Raw genomic sequence first — 25,249 nt, 5'->3', positions numbered from 1 at the left:
GCACGGCTGCCATCGGCCAGTGCCAGCGTGGGGCCGGCGTAGTCCACAAACAGCTTCTCGCCGGCCCGGTGCACCTGGCGCATCGAGCGCTTCAGGGTCTTGGTGTACTGACGGTAGCGTTCACAGAATTGACTGTATTGCAGGGTGCGCCGGCCTAGGTGCTCGGCCTGGTATTCCTGCCACAGCAGCATGAGCGTGACGCCCTTGCGCGAGAGTTCACGGTGCATGGTGGCGAACTGCGGTAACGCGGTCTGCGCAGCGCCCCTGCCGGGGACGAGGCGCGCTTCCAACTCATGCTCGGCCAGCGGCTCGATGGCGGGCCAGTCCAGGCCTGCCGCCTGGGCCGCTGCGACGTACTTGGCCACGACACCCTTGGAGATGCCCAGCGCCTGGGCACAGCGCCGCTGGGATTGGCCCTGCGACAAGACGTTTTGCAAGATCGATCTGATCATGTGCGTTCTCAGAAGAGGCGGCGGCATGCGGGCTCCAAAAAGCCCATCACGCTACCGCAAGGTTGATGACAACGCGTTGTTGTTCAACCCCACTGAAACGCACCGGTCACGATCGCCGGAATCGGTGGTCACGATGCCGGAATGGCTGGTCACGATCCCGGAATCAGAGAAAATCGCCTGTCCGGCACTGGGTGGTCACGATCACCGGAATCGGTGGTCACGATCATCGGAATACGCACATTGTTTACCCCATTGCCGGTCCAACCTGGGGCAAAGGCAAACGGCAAGGGAATGGCACTCAAGGGACAACGGCCCTATCCAGAAAAGGAAAAGGCCGCCCTGTCCATTGGTTCTGCAACACCCAGCCAACTCTTCCCTATGCCGTGCCGCTGCCCTCCGCAGCACTCAGGTAGTCCGCCCAGTCCTGCAACAGCATCCTTCTCTGATCCAGCAGCAACGCCTTGTTGTAGGTCGCCCGCACCTTGTTGCTTTCCACGTGGGCAAGCTGCCGCTCAATCGCATCAGGCCGGTATCCGTTCTCGTTGGCCCAGGTCGAAAAGGTCGTCCGCCAGCAATGCGGCGTTGTGCCCCGGCCCAGGTTCATGTCCCGCATGGCGTAGGTCAGCCGGTTGGGCGTAGTAAAGCCCTTGCCGCTCCGGTGTGGGAACAGATAGCGGCCACCGCCCGTGATGCACTGCAAATCCTTCAGTACGGCAATGGCCTGTGCAGACAACGGGCTGACATGGTCACGTCGCGCTTTCATCTTCGCAGCAGACCGACGCCACAGTGCATCCTCAAAGTCGAACTCGTCCCACTCGGCATCCGCCGCTTCCCCTGGACGGCAGGCGGTCAGCGCAATCAACCGCAGGCACAACGAAGTCTCCGGATAGCCCCGGTAGCCGCGCAACTCCTGATAGAACTTCTGGATTTGCTCTCGCGTCATCGCCGCCTTGCTCTCGCTGAACGGCACGCGCAACAGCCCGCGCAGGCTGGGAATTGGATTTGCCTCGACCAGACCACGCACCACCGCGAACTCGAAGATGGCCGAAAGATCGCCTTTGACATGGATGGCCGCCCACGCGCCGTTGACCTTGCACTCCTCCAGCAGCGGGCGGATTTGCTTCACGCCTATGTCGCTCATCGGCATCCCATCGAACTTCGGCGACAGGTACTTCCTGATGCGGGATTCTTTCGTGCGATAGGAACTGAGCGCAAAGACTGGCTTGATCTCGGCCAAGTACGCCTGAGCCACCTTGGCGAACGAGCTTTCCTTTGCGCGCTTGCGTTCCTCCAGTACTTCCAAATTGCGCTGCTTGACCTGCTGCCGCTCATGGGCAGGATGGATGCCTTGCTTGACCAAGGCGCGCGCCGTGTCTCGGGCCGCACGCGCCTCTGCAAGGCTTACTTGAGGAAAGCCGCCAATGGCAAAGAGGTTCTCCTTGCCTTGCAGGCGGTACTTCCACCGCCAGAGCTTGCCGCCGGTGGGCTTAACCAGCAGGAACAGGCCCCCGCCGTCTGATAGTTTCCAATCTCGATCAGTCGATTTGGCCGACTTGACCTTGAGGTCGGTGAGTAGGTTTTCGGGCATCGTTGGACTCCACTGCGGGGAGATGTACCCCCACGGTTGAACACGAGTACCCCCAACGCTACCCCCGAATTTTTCAGACCTCGATGAACAATAGGAACGCTCAGTAGACCGTATTGTTTATGCAACCCATTGATTTACAACGGGCCAATCTGTCCACCAAGCGCTACTGAGCGCCACCGAGATCCAGCAAAAATCGTCAGACGTTAAATGGAAAATAATGAAGTATCTCATTGATAAATAATAATTTTAATAAATGATATAATGATTTATACTCGTTTTTGTACTCATTTCTGCGATAGCTTCTTTTTAGATAGCGCCTCGGCGTGCTTGACGGCAGGTTCTGAATAACGAGATCTAGACGGGACTCCGCCTCTGATGCTCACGCAATCATTTGTCCAAGGCGTCATTGGTCCGTTACAGGTTCTCGATGGAAACTTCAGCGCCCGTCGATTGCAGCAAGCTCACCAGACGCATAGCCTGAGATTTAGGGGTCGCAATCACCAGTAACCTTTGTGCACGCGAGACACCAACATAAATTTTGCGAGCCTCTTCATTATCAGCCGCCCCCGTCTGGCCAACGAGTGAATCCATGATGCCCTTCGCCGTAGCCGGCGATAGCACAACACAAACCGCAGGAAACTCCATTCCTTTCACGCTGTGAATCGTGTGGGCGGAATGCCCAGTCAGGGGAGCGTTGATCAATACATTGGCAATATACACATTCCGACGCAAACGCTGATTGATAGTTTGCTCACTATCGGCGGGCAAACACGACGCGAGCAATTGACGCGCACACGCAAGCCAGGCATCTACCGTAGCGAAGCGCACTGGATCAAACCGCAAGGCTTCGGCGACTTGCAACACCTGGGGGCGCCAGACATCAGGCGTCAACCCCGACTCAGCTATATGTTGGTGATAGGTTTTTCCGACTGCGTGGCCCTCCAATTCCAGCAGAATCTTGTGAAGATCCTCAAGCGCCTCCTTCCTGCCGCCAAGTTCGAATGAGAAGTGGTAATTGCTGATGGCCATCGCCAGCCGGTAGCTGAGATCCTTCACGCCACTATCGACTGGATGTCCTAACGCGTTCGCTCCCGTTCGTCTCGTGGCAGCCAACACCGGGCAATGGCACGCATCAAACCCCATGGACACCGTCAGTTCTCGAAACCTAGCCCCAACTGTATTGGGAACACTCCGCCCAGAATACGAGAGAACCTGAACTGCAATCGCTTCGTTCTTGTACTCACCAATAGCATCATCAATGCCACCGCTCACCCCTCGGGCACGAAATGCCGCGACTGCTCTCGAAATATGCGCGCTGGATCGAAAATTCCCGGTCAAAGCAAGACGCGCAATCTCCTGAAACCCTTGCGCGAAGTCGTCCAACTCGCCAGTCACACTTCCCCGAAATCCGTAGATCGCCTGATTTGGATCACAGATCACCTTGACCGGTATACCGGCATCGCGGAACCACGCGATAATCTCCAAATCCAGCGGATTACAGTCCTGCGCCTCATCGACGATCAACTCTCGAAAGCGAGCAGCCAACGCCCTGGACAAGACCGCCGCTGATGTCTCATCCCGTAGTCGAACAAGAGATATCTCACGAGCATCATCAAAATCCAGTTCCCCTCGTTCGAGGAAGCGCGCACGGACCGCCCGAGCTGTCGTTTCATAGGCTCCGATCCGTCCCTGGAACCCTCGTCGAGCGATCAAGGGTTCGATAGAGTCACCCGTCGAGCGATCAAAGCAGCTTAGCGGTAGCGCCTGTGCACCCGCAAAAGGTTGCACGAGCCAGCTTTCCTTATCTGGGATCAGGCGAGGCCGTACGGAGCATCCTGGGGCGCCGCCGAATGGGGCGATCAGGTATTGCCACAGGAACGCGTCGAACGTACCAATGAAGTGGGGAAACGATGGTGTTTCAATTAGCCCTTCCCGCCGCAAGCGTGTCTCCAGCTCGGATATCGCTGCCGTCGTAAACGATAGGAACGCGACCCCTCTTCCCTTTACCCGATCAGCGAGAAGGCGACGAGCTCGCTCAACGAGCACGCGTGTCTTCCCTGCGCCCGGGCAGGCGGAGATGAATGCGGAGCCTTCATACGCGATGACTCGCGCCTGCTGCTCCGTTGGCCGAAAAACCTCAATACTCATGCAACCAAGGAGTTGATTGCGCGTTGAAGATAGTCGGGTACGGAGAATCCCTGCTCCCTACCAACATCCTCTGCCAACAACTGAGCGAAATCACCCTTGCGCGTTGTTTCGAACAATTTCTGAATCGCTGCAGCCTGGGCATCTCCGGTAAGAGCCACCGCGTCATCCCATTTATCTCCAGAACGGGGATGTAACTTCAGGTAGGAGTCCTTCATCAACGCCCCATTCCCGTTCCTGACCAGCTCAGTCTCCAGCGAATAATCGTTTATCACAACCTCGAAGATGTCAGAAGCACCCAGGCGGGCGACGACTGCATTCAGGCTGTTCTTCCGTAGCGCGCCTGGCGAAACAGCACCGGCCGCTAGGCCGAAGCCATCTCCATCAGTCAGCACGACCAGTCTGTCCGCGATACACACGCCCTGAACAGAGGTTAGGAGTAACTTGACGTACGGCTCGAAATCCACGCCATCAATCGGGACGAACACAGCCGATCGGAAACGTCTCAGTTTTTCCATATCATCCTTGAGAACAAATTTCTTAGCGAGGACAGGTAACAGCAAAGCTTCCGCGATCCCTTCCACAAGAAGCACACGGCCACCGAACAGAAGGGCCGATTTGGTCACATCAAGGTAGCGATCCACCTTGCGACGCTCGACATCGTCGAGAGGTAGCTCAGCCAATGGAATGCATCGCGTTACCCGCCGCGACGAGAGGCTAGGTGCCGTACCATCGACGGCAGACGTGGCAACAACATCATCGGAGGGCACCATTTCAGCATGCCGCGGGGGATTTGCTTGGACAGCACGGAAGAAAACGAGCTGTGTGCTTTCCACCCACGCCGACAAGTTCGGGGAGTGAGTTGCAACTATGACCTGCAACTCGCCAGCAGGACCATCCTGGCGCAAGTTTGCTTGCCGAGACTTCTCGGCCTGCTCCTCTAAGAAGCTCAACACTGCGGCCTGGAGCTGTGGGTGTAGGTGGGCTTCTGGCTCCTCAACCAGGAATATGGTCAGATCTGCGTCATTGACCTTTTCCAGTTCAACTGCGATCGTTGCCATGTAAAGCAGGTTTGCATACCCATTGCCCGAATAACGGAGATCCTCCGGCTCGACACCATGATCTGCGAGCTTGAATCGCAGATCTCGCGCGATATCGATTAGCTTCTCATTGTTGGCAAAACCCAGTGCAGCGGCCTGCCTGCGCACGCCCGCCGTAAGCGAGCTCAATCCCACCTCTACCGCCCCACTGACTTTCTCGAGGATATCTGCATCGGAACTCCGACGTAGCGCTTTTGCAAGCGCCTCCTGGTCTCCGCCATCAAGAAAGTGGTTCAGAAGCGCGTAAATACGCGTTGGACTTCCAGATGCAAGCACCCGTTTCGCATCACGGAGAGGGGGCAAGTACACATGCCGAATCATGTCATGGCTACCAGCCTCCGGCACGCCTTGGTGCTGCCCGCTCCACAGCACCGGACGAACTGGAAAACGTCCAGTGCTCTCGTCGTACTTCAAGCCAAAGACACACCCGGAGATTGTCTGATCTGATGCTGCAGTGATCAGACGCCCCTGTTGCCCAGGGCTAAGATCAGTAAAGTTTCCTATAATTTCGAACTTACGATCTGCGCCGCCAAACCGAATATCCGTAGGCTCACAGTACAACTCACGCCGACCGCCGAGAGGCATGGTCAACAAGCGGATGGCATCTATCGCATTGCTCTTGCCGCCATTGTTCTCCCCAACCAGAATCGTCAAGTCTCTACAAAGCGGAATTTCCGCATGCTCAAAAGAGCGAAAATTCTCCAGTGTGAGTTTCTCGAGATACATCGCTTCCTCATGTTTGCCTAAGCTCACCAATGATATATGAGCATTGAAACAAGCATTCATCGAAATCAATGCTCATTTGAATGCTCGAACGCATAGAAACCATCATTGCTTGAATACATATCGGGCTCCTTGGCCCCGCCCCGGCGGCTGCACGCCTGGGTTTTCCTGGCGAAGCTCCGCCATCAAGCGATACACCTGGTTGCGGTCGAAGTGCGTGATCTGCCGGATTTCCTGGTTGCTCAAACCGGGCTCGCCCCGCTTGACACGCTCCATCAGGATGCTGAGCACACGAACCTTGGCCGCGTCCCAATCGATACGACGACGTTTTTCGCTCTGCCCATCGCCCGTCAATCGGCGATACAGCGCCGGTGACAGACACCAGTAAGTCCCCCTGCCCGTGCCCCCATGCTCGACATAGCCATTGGACTCCATCCCGGACAAACGTTCCCGGATTTCGGCTTCACTACGCTGGCACAAAACTGCAGCCGCTGCGGTATCTACCTCGGGATGCTGGCGCAAGTGGCCCAATAACAGCAGTTCATCCACGCCCAGAATATGGCCTTTCTCCGCTTCTTCGGCGACAAAAAGGCGCATGGCAGCATCGAACTCCCGCTTGGCAAAACTGACCAGTACAGAATCACCGATCTCACGAATCACCGGTGGCTCCTTGCCTTCCACTAGCAACGATGAAAACATTCGGTTGATGCCGAGATTGCTGCGGTTGACCAAACGCAAACGGGTGAGCGCTTCTACCAATAGGGGGTTCCGGGCCGCAGGCTGATGGTGCAGGATATTCTCAGGCGTAATACCTGCGATAAACCCGCCGTTGTTGCTGATCTCCAGCCGGTCACGGTACAGCTTTACCATCACCGGCCCCGCAATCCGCAGATCAGCGTGACAAAATGCGTTCATCAGCGCCTCGCGTAAGGCGATTTCCGGCCAGGTGCGATATTCGTAGTGGAACAGGCCCTGCTTGTAAGTCGTGATCGGGTTGAACGGCAACAGTAGCTCTTCCAGCCGCTGCACCGCCAGGGGCAACGCACTGACACGGTCTTCGCGATTGGCGTAATCAGTGTCGGAGGCCATGTGCAAAAAGGTCCATCCGTGGCCGGGCACATGTTCGCGAATCACCTCCTCCGTTCCCGCCAAGAGCAGCGCTGCCCGGGTCAAGCTGCCGTTCTTGATCAGACCCAGGGTACGCAAAAGCTCTATATCACCGAGCCTTAGAAGTTCATCGGGTGCGCGTTCCCGACGCGCCTGATTCCGCAAGGCCTCCAGCGCGGTCGCCGACAGAAACCGAGGATTGGCTTCAGCAACAAGCTGGCCGGTATAGTCCGTCTCGCCCGTTTCCACGCCAATCTTGCGGCGCAGTGTGCCGGTCAGAGGCTGGCAATCCTTACCGATTCGGATGGTGCCTTTACCGGCGCTATCGGTATAGGGCGGCATGCCCGGATGAATCTGCATCAATAACAGACGACCTGTGCCCTCGAGCACCGACAGCTCTTCAAACACAGGCGTGATTTTCGGATCAGTCTGATCGTAGACCGCCGCCTTGAGCATATTGGTGTCAATTTCCGGTGGAACACCCAGGATCGCTCGACTGCGCCCCTTCACCCGATCAGCCACACCGAACACAACTGTGCCGCCGCCACCATTAGCCATGCACACGGCCATCTGCACCAAGATCTTCACGGCCTTGTCTCGGCTTTGCGTATCCCATTGCTTGAAGTCGAGATCCTGGTCTTCCAGGTCATCAGCAACGCACAGCTCCAACTCTGGCAGCAAGACTTCTATCTGGGCTGCAGAACGCATGAATAGGCCCCCATCAATGGATATTTTGTGTCTGCATACATAATAGCCATGAATGCAAATTGTCCAACACGCTGTTGGACATGTTCTGACTGGCGGCACCATGCGCAGCACGTGGCCGCAGCTCGATGCCAATCAGAGAGGACGGACGCATCTGTCATTCGATTGTCCCCACGCCGCAGCCCCTGATTTCTACAGAAATCCAGCGCAGCGGCCACATTCTTTGTGCTCTGGCGCAGCAGCACAAAGAATGTGTGAACTGCCGTGGAGACATCAGCATCCATAGCCGCGTCCATCCCTGAATGCTGCCGACATTGAGCGGGTATTGTGGATTCATTGCGCCATACCGGTGGCGCCAACGTGTCGATACAACGGCTGCTTTGTGTGCGCAGCGTGTTAAACAGAAAGGCAACAATGTGTTGACTCTGCGGCATCATGCCGTCTGCCATCTGTCTCATAGTGACACCCATGCCGATCATTTCGACCAGGCATTAGACAACAAAGCCGCCTGCTCAAGCACCAGCTCAACCGCCTCAGGCTGTTTATCGGGGGGGTACTTCCAACGTTGCAGCGTCCGTCGCACCAAAATCCGCAACTTGGCACGCACGCTTTCGCGCACCTGCCAATCCACAGTCGTGCTGTTTCGCAACTTCTCGGTGATCTCAACGGCGATCTTCTTGAGGATATCGTCGCCAAGCTCCCGCACCGCGCTTTCGTTATTGGCCAGGGCGTCATAGAAAGCGACCTCGTCTGGGTTTAGCCCCAGCGCCACTTCGCGTTCCAGCGCCGCCTGAAAGTCCTTGGCCATCTGGATCAGTTCCTCGATGACCTGCGCCGTCTCCACCGCCCGGTTGTGGTACTTACGCAAAGTTTCCAGCAGGCGGTCGCCGTACTTCTTCTCCTGCACCACGTTATTGCGTGCTCGCGCCTTGATCTCGTCGCGCAGCAGCTTTTCCAGGAGCTCCACCGCCAGGTTGCGGCTCTTCATCTGCCGCACGTCTTCCAGGAATTCATCTGACAGCAGGCCGATGTTGGGCTTGTCCAAGCCCGCCAGGGTGAAGATATCCGCCACCCCGTCGGCCACGATGGCGTTGTCCAAGATCTGCTTGAGCGCGCTGTTCTTGTCCGCGTCAGTGCGCTTGCGATCCACTGTGGTGAACTTGACAATGGCGGCTTTGACGGCGGCAAAGAAGGCGATCTCCGTGCGTAGCGCCGCAGCTTCATCGAGCGTGCTGCACAGGGAAAACGCCTTGCTCACGGCCAGCATGACATCGAGGAAACGCTGCTTGCCATCCTTCAGCCCCAGGAGATGGTTGGCCACTGGCACCAGCAGTTGCAGTGCATCGGTCTCGAACCCGCTGTAATCGAAGCCGTGCATCAGCCCGCGCACGATGTCCAGCTTCTCCAGCAGCACGGCCAGGGCCTCGGCCGCGTTGTAGGCCGGGTCGCCCCGGCCCTTGGATTCGGTATAGGTCTTGAGCGCTGCTTTCAGCTCGTTGGCAATGCCGATGTAATCCACCACCAAACCGCCAGGCTTGTTGCGGAACACCCGGTTGACGCGGGCGATGGCCTGCATCAGGTTGTGGCCCTTCATGGGCTTGTCTACGTACATAGTGTGGCAGCACGGCACGTCGAAGCCGGTCAGCCACATATCGCGCACGACCACCAGCTTCAGCGGGTCCGCCGGGTCCTTGAAGCGCTTTTCGAGGCGTTTCTTGACCTGCTGGCTGTACAGGTGCGGTTGCAACAAGGGTTTGTCCGCCGCCGAGCCGGTCATCACCACTTTGATCACGCCCTGCTCCGGATCGGCGTCATGCCAGTCCGGGCGCAAGGCAACAATGGCGTTGTACAGCTCAGCGCAAATGTCGCGGCTCATGCAAACGATCATCGCCTTGCCTTCCAGCGTGTCGGTGCGCGTCTCGAAATGCTGCACTAGATCAGCAGCCACCTGTTCCAGACGCGGCTTGGCACCCACCAGCTTGATCAATGCGGCCCAGTCACTCTTGGTCTTCTCGCGGGCGGTGAGGTCTTCTTCGTCCTCGATGACCTCATCCACCTGGGCATTGAGTGCATCGATATCGGCCTGGTTCACATCCAGCTTGGCCAGGCGTGACTCAAAGAAAATCGGCACCGTGGCGCCATCGTCCACGGCATCCTGGATATCGTAGATGCTGACGTAGTCGCCGAACACCGCCCGCGTGTCTTTGTCTTCCAGGGCGATGGGCGTGCCGGTGAAGCCGATGAAGGTAGCATTGGCCAATGCGTCGCGCATGTGCTTGGCATAGCCGAATACGTACTTGCCGGTCTTGGTGTCCAGCCACCCCTTCATGCCGTACTGACTGCGGTGCGCCTCGTCGGAAATCACCACGATATTGCTGCGATCCGACAGCAGCGGGTGCTGCTCCTCATCTTCCAGCAGCGCGAACTTCTGCACCGTGGTGAAGATGATGCCGCCCGCCTCGCGCGAGGCCAGCATCTCGCGCAGTTCCTCACGGCTGCCGGCCTGCACCGGCGTTTGCCGGAGCAGGTCTTCGGCAGCGCAGAAGGTGCCGAACAATTGCCCATCCAGGTCGTTGCGATCGGTCACCACCACCAGCGTGGGGTTCTTCATCTCCGGCTGCTGCAACAGTTTGCCCGCGTAGCAGGCCATGGTGATGCTCTTGCCCGAACCTTGCGTATGCCATACCACACCGGCTTTGCGGCTGCCAGGCTGGACTTCCTTGCCATAGGTGGCACGCGGCTCTTGCACCTCCAGCATGCCCTTGGTCGGGCTGCGGGCAGCGATCACCGTGGCCTGCACCGCTTCGCGTGCCGCATGGAACTGGTGGTAGCCCGCGATCTTCTTGACGATCTGATCGGCATCCTGCTCGAACAGCACGAAGTGACGCACATAGTCGAGAAACAGCGCAGGTTCGAAGAAGCCGCGCACCAGCGTTTCCAGCTCAAACTCCAGCAACGGTCGGTCGTCCTCATTAGCAATCGCCCGCCAGGGCTGCATGCGCTCCTGATTCGCCGTGAGCGAACCCAACCGCGCTGTGAAGCCATCGCTGACCATTACCGCCACGTTGGTGTTGAACAGGTCGCTGATTTCTTCCTTGTAGGTCTGGATCTGGTTAAAGGCATCCCAGATGTCGGTCTGCTCATTGGCCGGGTTCTTCAGCTCGATCACTGCCAGCGGCAGGCCGTTGACGAAGGCCACTAGGTCCGGACGGCGTGGTTGCTTGGTGCCGATCACAGTGAACTGGCTGACCAGCAGGAAGTCGTTGTTGCGGGGTTCGGCAAAGTCGATCAGGTTGACCAGATCGCGACGCTTTTCCTCTCCTACTGAAAACTCGACGGGGATACCAGACAGCAGCAGGCGATGCGCACGATGATTGCGGGCGACCAGCTGTGGTTCGCTGACCGTCAGCAGTTCGTGTGCCGCCTGCTCCAGTGCCGCGGCGGGGATGTGCGGATTGATGCGGGTGAGCGCGACCAATAAGCGTTCGCGCAATATGGCCTGACGATAGTCGGAACGGGCAGGTTGGTCTCCATCGGGCGCAATGTCTGGACCCTGTATGTACGTCCAACCGAGGCTCCCGAACCATTCAATGCAGAGGTCTTCGAGTTGTTGTTCAGTAATCATTTCCCCTCCGCTGCCTGCTGCTTCACCGCATCCATGATTTTCTCGACCACTTCATCACGTAGTTGCGATGGATAGCCGTTCTTTCGCAACGTGACTCGGATAACGTTACGCATTCGCGCCTGAGCGTCTTCACGCTTGTCCCAATCCACAACCTGATGTTTGGAAATATCGCGGGATAGTTCGCTCGCAATCAAGGCGATACGTCCTGGTTCCACTTGCTGCGCGTCAGGGTGAGTACGCAAGATGGCATCAATGTCGAAAGAAGTCTGCTCCGAATCAATGATGGGAGCCTCCACAACATCAACAGCTGGAACAGAAGGCACTTGAACAACTTGAGTAGCGGTCAAGCGCTCACGCTCTGCCGCTCGTGCAAGGCTGGCTTCCTCCTCCGCTTCGGCGGTTGTGATGTTGCAATAATCAGATGCGCCGATCAGATCAGGAAAGAGACTGGCATGATGCACGTTCATTCGCCTAAGATGGCGCAAGCAAGTATCACGATCATCATTGCGGATATAAATTTTGCAGATGTACCGGGCCAATAAATCAGGCTGATCTTCTTCCGAAGCCGAACGTAATTCCTCATCCTCGAAGGCTTTATCGTCAGCCAAGACGTTCGCCAGCTTGTTTTCTATCGTGGCATCATCGGGGGAGAAGGTGAACAGTCCAGCCTGATTGACCAGCCTCCCGTAGCTATCCTTCCGGGGCTCCCAAAGTCGGATTCCTGTTTCGCCCTCGTTCTCTAGAATAAAACTTTTGTTAAGCACATAGACTACACGGTAAGGGTTCTCCTCTTCATCCTTATTGTCAGCTTTTGCGAAAGCGAAAAACAAAGCAACGTAAGGAGAATATGTCCAGTCCAACAAAGGCGTCATCAGCCCGTGATGTTGACCAATGGACCAAAGTTCGTCATTTTCGTCTACAAGACTATTGTCACTTAGTCGCCCACGAATCGCTCTCTTAAAGCGCTCAAGTTGGGCTTCCGCTAAATTTTTAGTAACTATCCCATTGGCAGATAGGCGACCTAATGTAGGCATCAGACTCCAGTCGGAGCGGCGTTGTCCACGAAAAATCAGTTGTATCGCAGGACGATTGAAAAACGAGCTTTCCAGTAGCTCTGTGTAATCTCGCCAAGACTCTAATCGCGTTACTGGGATGCGACCGCTGCATTCGTCGGCCATAACCTCAAAGCATTTCTCACCCTCATTCCAAACCGGAATCTGCTCAAAATAAGCAGCGCTCTGCTCTTCAGGGAGGGCACTTTCTTGTTGGCTCATTGGGCATCCTCTTCCAGCAGTTCATCTACGCTAAGATCTCCTGCCAAAAGTTCAGGTAGTAGTGTATCTCTCACTTTCGAGAGATAAATGATCTCCTGAGAATTTGAGACTATTGTTCTGAATATCGGGTCTGCGAAACTGATAAACCCATCTACTAGCGCTTTCTTGGGAAAGAGTGCCAAAATGGGTCGAAAGGCCTTCTTACTTATCTCCATAAACGTCGAGCCATTAGCTTGACCTTTTATTACGTCCATGTTTTGCTGGCACCACATAAGCAAGTAAAGAGGCGACAATTTCCCTCCTGGGGGCATTGCAATGTAGCCTTGATTTATCGCCAATGGTACTTGCGTGATCGCCAGGTAGCCGATGGGCGCTCGTGAAGACATCAAGAGCGTTCCTACAGGAAGCAATCCTGAACTTATCGTCGACAAGCCCAGGGCGCTAATTTTTCGCTCTGTTTTAAGAAGAACGGGCGAAGTTGCATTCGATAAATCTTTAGGCGAGGTCCAAAAGTATTCTGCTGGATTCCAGTAAGACTCGTTCTTGGTGTTTGGTGTTGAGCCACCTACAGTCTCCACCAAATCACTTATTGGTTTTACCTCCCAGCCAGTAGGAATCTCCCCAAGTTTTGAGTCTTCCATTGCATTGGGAAACAGCGCCACGATGGCAGCGAGCTGGTCGTAGTGCTCACGAGGCATCTGGTCGAGTTCGACGTCGGTCTTGCCGCTGATGGCGCGCATGGTGACGCGTAGCGAGTCTTCGCCTTGTTCGATGGCGGCTATCTTGGCCTTGACAGGATCGTAATCGACAAACCAAGATTTGAAGATAGCTTGCGCCATTGTTTCTAGGGTTTGGTTTATGCGGAGGTTGAGTACGATTTTTTTATCTAAATTTTGAAGAGAAATAGAAATCAATCTCTGAATAGACGGGTTTTTTATCCTAGGCTCTATGTCTTGGAGAAAGCGATTAAATTGAAAATTTGAAATGCCTGTTGATTGATTTTCAAATTCAGCAATCTCTCCGGATAGATGAAGTTCATCAATTTGATAGACAACGAATGCAGGGTCCACCTTCCTCTGATCCAACCTCAGTAGTCGACAGAAGCTCGCAGGAATGACTTTTCCGCCAAGATTTTCTAGCATTTCTTCGGTGATCAGAAGTGCTCTACCTGTGTGTTGACCACTTGCAGCACTTCCTCCTGATATTTCAATAACGATATCGCCGTTTTGAAGAAGTCTGTTCTTGACTTTTTTTTCTGATTCAAAACGGACAGGAACCGTAGAAAAATCTCCAAGACGTAAACGAGGAATATCTGTACCGCGTATCACTGAAACTCTTTGTTTAGTGGGCCCCGGTAAACCATCTCCCCAACCACCGCCAATAGCATGCAGCGTCATTTGATCAAGTGAATTATTTGTCATAGCCTAGCCTTGCCAAACTTTTCTTAATCTCTTCCTCTAACCTGGCACTCTCCATAAATTGCGACGCCAATTGCGCCGTCAGTCGCTGCATTTTTTCCGCAAACGGCTCGCCATCATCTTCTTGCTCTTCTGTTCCCACGTAACGTCCTGGCGTCAGCACATATTCGCGCTTGCGCACATCGCCCAGCTTGGCTGAGTAGCAGAAGCCAGGTACATCTGCATAGCCCTCGCCATGCTGCCAGGTATGGAAGGTGTCAGCGATTTTTTTGATATCGTCCGTGGCGAAGTCACGTAATACGCGGTCTTTCATGTAGCCAAGTTGTCGAGCATCAATAAATAGGAACTCTCCGCACCGACCTCGTTTTTTCTTGTCTAGAGCAAAGCCGTTCTGCTTGTCCTTAGTCAGGAACCAGATGCAAGCCGGAATCTGAGTGTTGGTGAACAACTGGCCGGGCAACGCGACCATGCACTCGACGTAGTCGTCCTCGACCAACCGCTTACGGATTTCGCCTTCGTTGTTGGTGTTGGAACTCATTGAGCCGTTGGCAAGCAGCAACGCCATGCTACCGCTGGGCACCAGGTGGTAGAGCATGTGCTGCAACCAGGCGAAGTTGGCGTTGCCCTGCGGCGGCGTGCCAGCGATCCAGCGTGGATCGGCCACCAGCCTTTCATTCCACCATTCCTTCATGTTGAAGGGAGGATTAGCCATCACAAAGTTAGCACGTAGATCCGGATGCAAGTCATTGAGCAAGGTATCTGCCGGGCCTGCACCGAAGTTGAAGTCAATGCCACGAATGGCCATGTTCATCGCGGCCAGTCTCCATGTGGTGGGGTTGCTCTCCTGGCCGTAGACGCTGATCTGCCCACTCTTGCCATTGGTTGCCTTGCCACCGTGTTGTTTGATGAACTCCTCACTTTGCACAAAGAACCCACCGGAGCCCATAGCCGGGTCATAGACGCGGCCTTTGAACGGCTGCAGCATTTCCACAATCAGGGTGACGATGCTCTTGGGCGTGTAATACTGGCCGCCCTTCTTGCCTTCGGCCAGGGCGAACTGACCAAGGAAATACTCGTAGACGTGGCCGAGAATGTCCTTGGATTTCAGGTCTAGCAGCTGGCTCTTGTACTCCTTGGCGCTGAAGTCAGTATCCGAGAAGTGGCTGATCAACCCAGCCAGCTTGCTGGAGTCCAGCTGGACGCGGGCAAAGTCCTTGTTGAGCACGTTCTTCAGGCGGGCGTTCTCACGCTCGACGGCTTCCATGGCGTTGTCGATCAACCAGCCGACCGAACGCATTTCTTCGGGCTCATCCTTGCCCGGCTTGTTCCAAGGCAGCGTCGCCTTAGGCGGCAGTTGCGCACAATCGCGCAGTGTTTGCCAGCGAGCTTCGACTGGCACCCAGAACACGTTTTTCTCCGTGTAGTAGTCGCGCACCTCTAGTTCAACTGCGACGTTCTCTTCATACTCCTGCGTGCCTGCCCCGCCGTATTCTTCTGGCTCCATATAATAATCATGTGCTGGGTTGGTGAACTGCTCGCGCAGCTCCCGCTGTCGTTCCTCAAAGGCATCAGAGACGTACTTGAGGAAGATCAGCCCGAGCACGACATGCTTGTACACGGCAGCGTCAAGGTTGGAGCGCAGCTTATCAGCGGCTGACCAGAGCTTTTTCTCCAGATCGTTGAAGAATTGTTGTTCGATAGATCTCATGTAAAAACACCTTGATATAAGTCTTTTATTTTTTAAGTGATTATCGGCCTACGCCGGGGGCAATGCGCACGGGCTGCTTGATACGGGCGCGGACTTGCTGATAGATCGGAATATCTTCCTTCGCCTCCAGCGTGACGGCCAGGCCGTAGGGAATGACGACATCAAGGTGGGCGGTCGCATCCTTTTTGCAGCTGACGCGGATGCGCAAGGTCTCGCCATCTTCGAATGCCTGAATCTGCTTTTTGCCTTCCAGCACTTCATGTTGCACGGTGCCACGCTCCACCTGATTGTGGTCGCCATCCTGACGTTCCAGTTTGAGGATTTGGTTGGACCAGCTTCTCCCTCCTGGCTCTAGCGTCAGCTTGGCTTCCCGGAGATTGCGATGACCTGGATTGATCGGAGTCAGCCATGCCAGGGTCACCACCAACCGCCGCCAGATCTTTTGGGAAGAGAAACCGGGAGGGATCGGGAAGGCATACTCATGCACCTCGTTTTCCCGTATCTCTCCGCAGCCCAGAACGGTTGCTCGCTGGGCAGTGCATGTCAGCACACGCTCGATATCTACAGCGCCATAGCCAAGGTAGCGCGTGATAACCTGCTTGAACTGACGAGAGTTGCGCGCGTCTTTCAACGCTTGTTCGATGTGTTGCTTGCCAGCGTCGTCTTGCTTAGCGCCATGCACCAGTAGCGCCTTCATCAGCACCGTCATCAACGTCTCGGGAATGTCCTCCCCCTCCTCGTTGCGTAGTCTGTCCAGCATGTCGTACAGCCGCACCGCACCTCGTGTGGCCAGCGCCGTCGCATTGCTGGTGCCACGCCAGAAGGCTTCGTTATTCAGAACGCCTTGCTGTCTGCTGTCCAGCGCAACCTTTTGACCTGGCCTGACGATGGAGTTGTCGACACTGTACAGGGTAGATCTAGCTAGCACTGGAGCGTTGTAGAGTTGCCGTCCTCCGGGCATGAGGATGTCTGGTTTGATGGAACGTCTGAAACCAAAGCCTAGACGGGTGGCAGGGCTGAACAATGTTTGTGAAGGCAGCACATCGACACGCTGGCCAAATTGCGGATACGCATCTCCCGAGTCATCGACGTGAGCGGCCCCTACTGTAATGGCGTTCATCGCTTCAGCTGGCGAAAGCAGACGCCTGGAAGTAAGGCTGTTTGATATTGCTTTGACAGTGGCGCTTATCTTTTCCTCATCAGAAAGAGCGGCGAACTGCTGTTGATTGAGGCCGATATCAATCTCATCGCAGTAGTTGCCCGCGCTAATGCAGAACAGCACGCGGTAGTGATAGGCCAACCAGTCGAGCAACCGTGCCCAGGGACTCGGTGTATGGATAAATTCACGTGCTGTATCACCAATGGAGAGGTTGATGATCTTGACCGTAGGTGCTTGCGGAGGGACGTCGCCAGAGCCTTCGAACATACGCCGCACGGCAATCTGGATGCGGTCTTCAAAGAACACCTCATCCGGCATATGTTCATCATGCTCGCGCGTCTTGTGGTCCGGTTGCATCACCGGGATGCAATACAGTTTGTGCAGTAGCGGTTCGGACGCGGGATTGCTGCGATCCCCATGAAGAATCAAGGATGCCATGGCGGTACCATGCTTGCGCTCACCGGGTAGATAAGTGGCATCCAGGCCAAAGGTGTCATCAACCAGCAGTCGGTCTTTCAGCGCTTCATGCAATTGCAATGGAGCGCCATCAAGAAGCGCTGCGACAGGAGGAAGGTCGCTGACATTTTGAGGGAACGCGGCTGGTTCACCCTCGCCTTCTTCTGAAATCGCAAGACTTTGCCCGGTAGGACGGAAATACATGATGCCGGAGAATTTGAACAGTTCGATGTCGATGTCTGTTTCACCAGCAGCTACTTCTTCGAGCAGCGACTGAATGGCGTGAGCAGGCAACTCGGCTTTAACCGCATGAAACGCGATCTGAGGTATATCAAGAAACTCCGAAAGCGTTTGGCCTCCGAGGCTTTCAAGGAGGAATCGGATTACTGCTTCATTATTTCGACGTTTCTCAATTTTTTTACGATAGAAAAGCTCAATCTGGAATCTAACTTTCTTCTCAGGGTTGATTGGATCCAGCAGATCCTGCCAACGGTCGATCATTCCTGTTTCGACTAATGTCTCCTCAATGCCCCAACGCCGCAACACGTTCAACTGCTCAAAGACGATTTTCCACTTGGTTTTCCCATGGGGCAGGCTTTTATTGGCTTTCCATTGCTCCCAAAGTACGAGAATCTCTTGCATGCCCGCCATGTTGCTCATGGCCAAAAACATGCGACCGCTCAGCGGCTTAACTGCAGGTTGACCGGCAGCATCTCGCTCATGGAAACCATCATCCTCAGCCTCCAGGTCGTCGATTTCCGTCTCTCCTAGCCACTCCAAGCCCGCAGCTTCAACGGCTTGTCGGAAGTCGTCCAGGCGTCCAACGATCTCGATGACCAAGACCATTTCAGGTTCGAGCCCGGCCAGTGCACCAGTCAGGCTGGCCTGATAGCGTGCGAAGTCTTCTTCCAGATGCTCGATCTGTCTTCCAATACGGGCTACTTGGGCATCATGACCGGGCAAATTCTGTTTTCCCGGAGAAAAACCGTTGCCCTTTTCTGGCTGGAGAATTCGCTTTTCAGGAAAAACCAGCAACGGCAAGTACTCATCAGGCATATCTCCCCTCCTTTTGCCTTATTCGTCTGATGCGTCTTTATTGGCAGGTTTCAACCGTTTCCTCCATTGCTCCAGCCTGGAAAAAACGATGGTTTTAGCGTTATCTACTGATTGATCCAATACCGCTCGCCGAACTACCCCCAGGCAGAACTCTTCCACCTCTGAAAAGCTGAGGCCTAAGAGTCGTTTCGCGATGGTCTCAGGTGCCAAGCCAAAATTGACTTTGCTGCGTTCGCTAATCGAGGCGACGAACGCAGTCAACTGTGCGCGTGTGGGAAGGGGGAGTTCCAGTCGAACCTGAAAGCGTCGCCAAACGGCTCTATCCAAGAGTTCTGGGTGATTGCTAGCAGCAACGACAACGACATAATCTGGAAGATCATCGAGTTGAAGCAGCAAAGAACTGACGACACGCTTTATCTCCCCCGTTTCATGAGTGTCACCTCGCTCTTTGCCCAATGTCTCGAATTCGTCAAAGAGCAACACGCAGCGCCGTGTTCGAGCGTAGTCAAGCAAGGCTTTCAAGCGGATAGAAGTTTCACCCAGGTAGCTGCCAATCAACGACTCATAGCGCACAACGATCAGCGGCACCATCAATTCAAATGCCAACGCTTCAGCAACCGATGTTTTACCGTTCCCTGGTGCCCCAGCCAGTAAGATTCGATGCCTTGGGCTCAAGCCGTGAGCATGCAGCAACTCAGCACGATGCTGCTCTTCAACAACTTCTCGTAACTGCCCACGAATACTCTCACTAAGCACCAAGCTTTCCAGTGAACGCTCTGGTATTAACTCGGCAATCAGATCTTTCGGTGCGATACCCCCTGTCTGGGTTGGTCGCGCCGTTGTCACGGAAGACTGGAACGAGGTTGGTTGATGAGCAGACGCTCGTAATGCCTTTTCCAGACGCTCGGCTAGGATTCGGTGTCCTTTGCCGCGTTCTTCTTGAATCAAGGCTTCGGTCAACTTTCGAAAAGAAGATTGGTCGCCGCTGCTGGCTGCTTTTACCAGGGCGACCAAGGTATCAGCTTGTGCCATATGTATTCACCTTGACGAAGGGTTTAGGTGGCATTTCCGTGCTCATGTCTTTCATTGCCACCTCACGCGGGCCAGTACAGCCGCTTTAGTGGCACGATGCGTTTGGTTTCGGCGTCCGTAGCGTCGTAGTGCTCGATCAGGGCACGCACCACATGATCCAACGTCCACATTGCCAGAGGGATGGATGCCCGATCTGCTTCGTATTGGGCATCCTTGGTGAAGCCGCCGGTGCTGACATACAGTCCACGATCATCCTTGTGGCGGCCACCAAGGAAGCTACGGATTTCCTGGCTGCCCATCTGCCCCTTGCGGTGCTTGACCTCCACGACGATGCGCGGGTGTTCGAACCCAAAGCCATCGGGTGAGGCGACGATATCCTTGCCCCGGTCGGAACCGGGTGGCGAGACCTGGGTCTTGTAGCCCATGGCGCGCAGGATGCCGGCGACCAGTTGCTGCATATCGTCCCAGTCGAGTTCGTTGACCCGGTCCTTGATGCGCTCCAATGCCTGGGAGTCAATGTCAGCCAGCGGGTCGGCGATGACTTCTTCGGCTTCATCTTCCGCCGCCGATATCGGTTTACCCTTCAGTGCTGCAAGCACTTCGGCTGCCGCGCCGGACGGCACCTCGAACAGGGTCAAGGTGGAACCCAGGCTGTTTTTTGTACTGGTGCCCAAGCTGTCACGCGGTAGTTCCTGCGTTTGCCACTGCACCTTGCGCGCCAGCGGCATACCTTGCTCGGCCCACTCCGGGTGATGGTCGGCTGGGCCAATGACCTTGCCAATTGAATACAGACGATTGGCTGGCGAATAGGTGATGATCCAATCGCCACTCTGGATGTCGTTGACAAATCGCCAGACCTGGGATGCACCCGACACCACTGTGCCTTGTTTTGCCTGAGGCTCGGCGGACTGATACAGGGTGATTAGCTGCTTGCGCCCGACACCAGGTTTAGCATGGGCCGCTAATTGATTCCAGCCCACAGCGGCCACGCCGCGCTCACGAAAGGCATCGTACAGGCTGCCGCCTTCACCGCGCACCATCCACATCCGTGCCATTGCATTCCTTTTTGTGTTCATAGCCATCAATCCAGCACAACCAAAAATTCGATCGCCAACACGGTGGGCTGAACATCTCGGACATTACGTTGTAGCGACACCAGTCCATAATCGGCCATCAACCGCAAGGTGCGTGACAGGTTCGACAGTTTGCGTCCGCTCAGTGCTGCCAACTCTGTCAGAGACTTGGGCTGCTTGTCATGGATTAAACGCAGCAGACGACGATTGTCATCCGAGAGCACGGCTGCCAGCGACGCAAATGACGGAAACCAGATACTGGGTGGCTCGCACCAATCGGGAACAGAACACGAACCATCTACTTGACGTATGCCGATGACACATCGCTTCATGGCTATCCATTCAGATTGATACAAAACGTTATATTATCACCTTCTGATAACAATGAACAATGGCATCTCAAGGTCCAAGTAGTGTCAATGAACCTCGGCTCGAAACCATCTTCTCTGGCCGGACCAGACGAGGCGCTTCGATCGATAAGGGGGATAACACCCCAGAGGATCTCGCCTGCCCGGCCTGTCCATAATACCGTCGCGTCTTCGCCGACAAGTGACCTAACCCCCGACTAACCACATCACCAGCTTGGGTACTCTTAATGTCTGCAGCCCACTGGTGTCGAAAGCAATAAGCAGTCACGGCATGAGGGTGTGTTGGCCACAAACACTTGGCCAGTCGCCGGACTTCCACAGTGAAGTTCCCAGGACGTTCGATTTGCACATTCAGAGGCAGTTCGACATCATCGCTATCCAGCAGATCCACGATGGCACGCATCAAGGGATGCGGGTCATTGGCTCGATAAGCAATCAACCGATAGGGTTGCCCCTGCCCTTCCTTGACCTTGACGCCATCAACCCTGAAAACAATCAGCTCTTCAGCACTTTCAGGATGTTGCGCACGCGAGACGACAACACCCGCCTGAAGCTCTGCCGGGCGGCAGCCTGTCAACGCAGCAACCAGCATCGCATAAGCGTATTTCCCGTTTCTTGCACGCACGCAGAGTTGGTCTCGCCAATCGTCTGGCAGACCACGCAGGGCCCGCCGCTTACTGGCGCGTTTTCGGCGCGTCGTAGTAAAGCCTAGTTTTTGCCGGTCGTGATACCCACGAAGCAGACCGCAATGGTTCCGCCAACGACGGAACCACTCAAGATCAGACCTTTCCTCCGCACAGTAGCGAGTCTGTGCATCAAAGAGCAGTTGTTGGTGCTGAGTGGCCAGCAGGTATCGGACCGCCGCCATCCGCTTGTGATAGCTCGACGAACGCGAGGTCGCCAGTACCATAGCCATCAAATCAGTTCCAGATCGCTGAGCCTTTCGTACCAAACCCAAGGTCAGCTTCGCATAATCCATTCGCGTTTTCTTTGACACTGACTCTAAGGGGTTCCTGCCTCGGCAAATCTGCTCAAACAAGTCTTGGCACTCATGGACTAAACCGGCCACATCATCCTCAATCCCCAACATACCGGCCTCCGCCAACTGAAGCACCGGGCTGCAGATGCTTTGCCAGATGCAGGGTCAGAGGATATGCCGACCTGGGTGGACTGGGAGACCGATAGCGTTCGACCATCGCCTTGATCACCAACTGAGGATCATGCCGGATCAACCCTTCCTGAATTGCCGCTTGGATCGCCCGGTGAACTTCTCCCTGAAACTCAACCGGAATACCCGACATATCCACAGATTGTGGATAACTATTTCCTGTTGTCGTTTCAGTTAATGGTTTCTGTTGTTTGTTAGTGTTATGCCGAACTTTTCCTGCAGAGGTATCGATACCATATCCATACCCTTCGGCAGAAGTATCAACCAACCCCGTCAGGACCGCACTGAGCCAGTGTCGCTGCTCCTCCATCAAGCGGCTGCGATAGTCCGTCAGAAATTCGTCCAACCAGGAAGCCGGAATACGATTTATCTCCTCCACAGCTCGGCCGCGCAACTTCACACCCATCGTTTGCCGAGCATTATGGTGTTCCCACCAGACGCGCACCCAGACCATGAGACGTTCATCATCGTAGCGAGCCAAGGCCCTCTCCTGCAGTCGATTGACGACATCCCGCCACTGCTCCTGCGTCCAGCCGAGCTCAGCCCCTGCATGGCGTGGTACGAGCGTATAGACCCCCGTAATATTGCTCTTCGGCCCAGTCAACAGATGGATGAGTGCGAACTTGTCTTCGGAGGTGCACCCTTCCAGCTGGGGCGCATGCCAAAAGTTTTGGTCATTGATTGTTCGTTGGCGCCCCATTTCAGTCCTCCCGGGGCGAAACTGGACGCGCAGCTGCTTGGCTCTCCAGCCATCGATCAATCTCATGCTCCAGAAACCCGACGGCGCGACCGCCCAGATTGATCGGCTTGGGAAAATCTGTTTGCTGACACAGACGCCATAGGGTCGTACGGCTGAGAGAAATCTTGTTGCAGGCTTCCTGGATACGCAGAATCTTCATGGTGAACCTCGAAACGAATTGAACGTGAGGCCATGATCCATGCGATACGGACAAAAGTCGCGGGCATTAAAGCCGAAGAAATTTCAACTTTAATGCCCGCACAATATCCCCAGTAATGGCGCCGCCCAAAAGCTGGCTATCGACGATCCTTGGGAATGAAGTTCGGTATCCCTGGTTGACGTCAACTATCCTGAGCGGCGGGCGTCAATCATCTTGAGCGGTGCTTGGGGCAGTCATGGCTACTTTTTATCCGCGTGATGGCGAGGCCCGGGCATCGCGTGACGACGCCGATAGCTTTCCACGTTCATCTCCAATATCGTGGCGTGATGCACGAGCCGATCCACGGCTGCGATGGTCATCGCCTTGTCGGGGAATACGGCGTCCCAGCCAGAGAAGGGGGTATTTGCGGTGATGGCGATGCTGCGCTGCTCGTAGCGCTCGGCGATCAGCTCGAAGAGCACGGAGGTCTCAGCCTGATCACGTCGCACATAGCTCAGGTCATCGAGCACAAGCAGGTCAAATCGCTCCAGCTTGGCCAGCTCGGCTGGCAGACGCAGATCGCGCCGGGCGGCCTGCAGCCGCTGGACCAGATCTCCCGTGCGCGTGAACAGCACCTTGTAGCCACGATCAATCAAGGCATATCCGATCCCGGCAATCAGGTGCGTCTTGCCCACGCCGGGCGGGCCGAAGGCCAGCAGATTGTGACCCTGACCGATCCAGCCATCCGCTTCGGCCAGAGCCATCACATGCGCCTTCGAGACGGCGGGAACCGCGTCGAACTCGAAGAGATCCAAGGTCTTGCCCGCAGGTAACTGACTGTTGGCCCGATTGCGCTGTAGGCGCCGGGCTTCGCGTTCGGCGATCTCGTGTTCAAGTAATCCGGCAAGGAACCGCTCGGCGGGCCATCCCTCCCGATTAGCTTGCTCGGCGAGCTGGGGCCACAATCGTTTCATCGTCGGCAACCGCAGCTCGGTGAGCATCAGTGGCAACCGCGCGGATTCGCTACTGGCGGTTTTTGACGCGTTCATACGCCCGCCTCCAGAAGCGCATCGTAGACGGCCGGCGACGGTAACTGGATCTGAACATCCGGCACAGCGGCCAAACGCGGGGCAAAGCGTTCGCGCAACGCGTCGATATCTGGCATCAGGTCCGCTTCAATCTGCTCGGCTAGGATCCCGGCCAACTCGGTCACGATGTTGGCGCGATCGGCCAGGTCAAGCAGCTCGACCATCAGGCGGCAGGCCTGGCGCTCGGGTAGCCGTTCGTGGAGATAGTGCCAGGTGCGGGCGTATTCGCTGCGAGGGAACATATCGTCGCGCAGCACCCAGCGGGCAAAGGCACCAGGCTTGCGCTTCAAGGACGCCAGCATGTGTCGCCAGTCGATACGTCGCGGATGATGCTGCGTCGCACTGCTGTACAGGCGCTCACACTCGAACACCTTCGCCCCGCCCAGCCATGCCTGCAGGTGGGTGCCGTACAGACGGATCTTGAGCCGGTGTCCCACCAGGCGCGACGGGACGCTGTACATGACGCCGCGGACCCGAATCACGCCATACTTGCTCACCCGCGCGTCGTGTTCCTCGAAGTCCATCGTGCGTTGCGCCGGCAATGGCCCGAGACAGGCACGCTCCACTTCCCAGGCCCGTGCGCAACGTGCATTCAGGTGACGCACTGTCTCGGCGACGAACGCCTCGTAGGCCTGGAGGCTGTCGAACTCGCGTGTGCCGCGCAGCAGCAGCGCCTGCTCGAGTACCCTCTTCAGACTGCGCTGGCGCGATTCGATCGATCCGTTCTCGTGGCTCTGCCCAGGATTATTACGGCTGGGGCGCATTCCGTAATGGCGGCACAAGTCGTCATAATGCTGCGTGAGCGTCTCCCGTTCGGCCAGATTATTGAATGCCGCCGAGAGGCTGTCGGTACGATGTTCTTCGGGGACACCGCCTGCCATCCAGAGTGCCTGCTGCAGCCCGGCGCTCAGCGCCTGGAAGCTCTCGCCGCCCAGGACCAGGCAAGCGTGACGCCAGCCGCTGTGGGCCAGGGTAAATTGGTACAGTCGATGCGCCAGGGGCTGGCCGGCCACTCGCACCCCCAACCCGTCAGCCACAGTAAAGTCCGATAGCCCGAGGCGGCCTGGCGGATGCTCCTGCGCGAAGAACAACATCTGTTCGCCCCCATGCTCGGCACGCCACTGCC

At 55.9% G+C, this 25,249-nt stretch carries 18 protein-coding genes; all 18 read right to left on the bottom strand.

Translation table 11 applies throughout. The features are described 5' to 3' along the window. On the bottom strand, positions 1-452 hold a 452-nt coding region (locus ABS761_RS16040; RefSeq protein ID WP_502881457.1), incomplete at its 3' end, for an IS21 family transposase. A 376-nt stretch (positions 453-828) separates the two neighbouring features. Further along, the gene (locus ABS761_RS16035) at positions 829-2,040 is read right to left on the bottom strand and encodes a tyrosine-type recombinase/integrase (RefSeq protein ID WP_350409365.1); all 1,212 of its coding nucleotides are present in this window, start codon (positions 2,038-2,040) and stop codon (positions 829-831) included. Positions 2,041-2,454: 414 nt separating this feature from the next. After that, positions 2,455-4,188, bottom strand: coding sequence for a UvrD-helicase domain-containing protein (locus ABS761_RS16030; protein ID WP_350409364.1), 1,734 nt, complete (start codon positions 4,186-4,188; stop codon positions 2,455-2,457). Next, on the bottom strand, positions 4,185-6,071 hold the full coding sequence (locus tag ABS761_RS16025; protein ID WP_350409363.1) for an ATP-dependent nuclease: 1,887 nt from the start codon (positions 6,069-6,071) through the stop codon (positions 4,185-4,187). Before ABS761_RS16025 ends, ABS761_RS16030 begins: the two co-directional genes overlap by 4 nt. 42 nt (positions 6,072-6,113) lie before the next feature. Next, on the bottom strand, positions 6,114-7,823 hold the full coding sequence (locus tag ABS761_RS16020; RefSeq protein WP_350409362.1) for an ATP-binding protein: 1,710 nt from the start codon (positions 7,821-7,823) through the stop codon (positions 6,114-6,116). A 472-nt stretch (positions 7,824-8,295) separates the two neighbouring features. Further along, entirely contained in the window at positions 8,296-11,445 is a 3,150-nt protein-coding gene (locus ABS761_RS16015) for a type I restriction endonuclease subunit R (RefSeq protein WP_350409361.1), read from the bottom strand. Beyond that, complete coding sequence (locus ABS761_RS16010) at positions 11,442-12,719, bottom strand: FRG domain-containing protein (RefSeq protein WP_350409359.1); 1,278 nt, start codon at positions 12,717-12,719, stop codon at positions 11,442-11,444. The genes ABS761_RS16015 and ABS761_RS16010 overlap by 4 nt, the downstream gene beginning before the upstream one ends. Further along, the gene (locus tag ABS761_RS16005) at positions 12,716-14,140 is read right to left on the bottom strand and encodes a restriction endonuclease subunit S (protein WP_350409358.1); all 1,425 of its coding nucleotides are present in this window, start codon (positions 14,138-14,140) and stop codon (positions 12,716-12,718) included. The genes ABS761_RS16010 and ABS761_RS16005 overlap by 4 nt, the downstream gene beginning before the upstream one ends. Continuing rightward, positions 14,130-15,845 carry a class I SAM-dependent DNA methyltransferase gene (locus ABS761_RS16000; protein WP_350409357.1) on the bottom strand — a complete coding sequence of 572 codons (1,716 nt, stop codon included), beginning with the start codon at positions 15,843-15,845 and terminating at the stop codon, positions 14,130-14,132. The genes ABS761_RS16005 and ABS761_RS16000 overlap by 11 nt, the downstream gene beginning before the upstream one ends. Before the next feature lie 40 nt (positions 15,846-15,885). Continuing rightward, on the bottom strand, positions 15,886-18,516 hold the full coding sequence (locus ABS761_RS15995; RefSeq protein WP_350409356.1) for a S8 family peptidase: 2,631 nt from the start codon (positions 18,514-18,516) through the stop codon (positions 15,886-15,888). Between the two features lie 18 nt (positions 18,517-18,534). Then, complete coding sequence (locus ABS761_RS15990; protein WP_350409355.1) at positions 18,535-19,548, bottom strand: AAA family ATPase; 1,014 nt, start codon at positions 19,546-19,548, stop codon at positions 18,535-18,537. A 62-nt stretch (positions 19,549-19,610) separates the two neighbouring features. Continuing rightward, positions 19,611-20,624 carry a restriction endonuclease gene (locus ABS761_RS15985; protein WP_502881456.1) on the bottom strand — a complete coding sequence of 338 codons (1,014 nt, stop codon included), beginning with the start codon at positions 20,622-20,624 and terminating at the stop codon, positions 19,611-19,613. Between the two features lie 5 nt (positions 20,625-20,629). Beyond that, positions 20,630-20,953, bottom strand: a complete 324-nt coding sequence (locus tag ABS761_RS15980; RefSeq protein WP_350409354.1) for an HVO_A0114 family putative DNA-binding protein — start codon at positions 20,951-20,953, stop codon at positions 20,630-20,632. A 67-nt stretch (positions 20,954-21,020) separates the two neighbouring features. After that, a complete protein-coding gene (locus tag ABS761_RS15975; RefSeq protein ID WP_350409353.1) occupies positions 21,021-21,968 on the bottom strand; it encodes a hypothetical protein in 948 nt (315 codons plus the stop codon). Positions 21,969-22,065: 97 nt separating this feature from the next. Beyond that, on the bottom strand, positions 22,066-22,638 hold the full coding sequence (locus ABS761_RS15970) for a hypothetical protein (protein WP_350409352.1): 573 nt from the start codon (positions 22,636-22,638) through the stop codon (positions 22,066-22,068). Positions 22,639-22,858: 220 nt separating this feature from the next. Then, entirely contained in the window at positions 22,859-23,056 is a 198-nt protein-coding gene (locus ABS761_RS15965) for a helix-turn-helix transcriptional regulator (RefSeq protein ID WP_350409351.1), read from the bottom strand. A 239-nt stretch (positions 23,057-23,295) separates the two neighbouring features. After that, positions 23,296-24,084 carry an IS21-like element helper ATPase IstB gene (gene istB, locus ABS761_RS15960; RefSeq protein WP_350409350.1) on the bottom strand — a complete coding sequence of 263 codons (789 nt, stop codon included), beginning with the start codon at positions 24,082-24,084 and terminating at the stop codon, positions 23,296-23,298. Beyond that, on the bottom strand, positions 24,081-25,249 hold a 1,169-nt coding region (locus tag ABS761_RS15955; protein WP_350409348.1), incomplete at its 5' end, for a Mu transposase domain-containing protein. The genes istB and ABS761_RS15955, both read right to left, overlap by 4 nt.

It is taken from the genome of Castellaniella sp. GW247-6E4 (assembly GCF_040276065.1).
GTDB lineage: Bacteria > Pseudomonadota > Gammaproteobacteria > Burkholderiales > Burkholderiaceae_B > Castellaniella.
The sequence above is the reverse complement of the archived record's forward strand: the minus strand, read 5'-3'. Positions and strand labels throughout refer to the sequence as shown.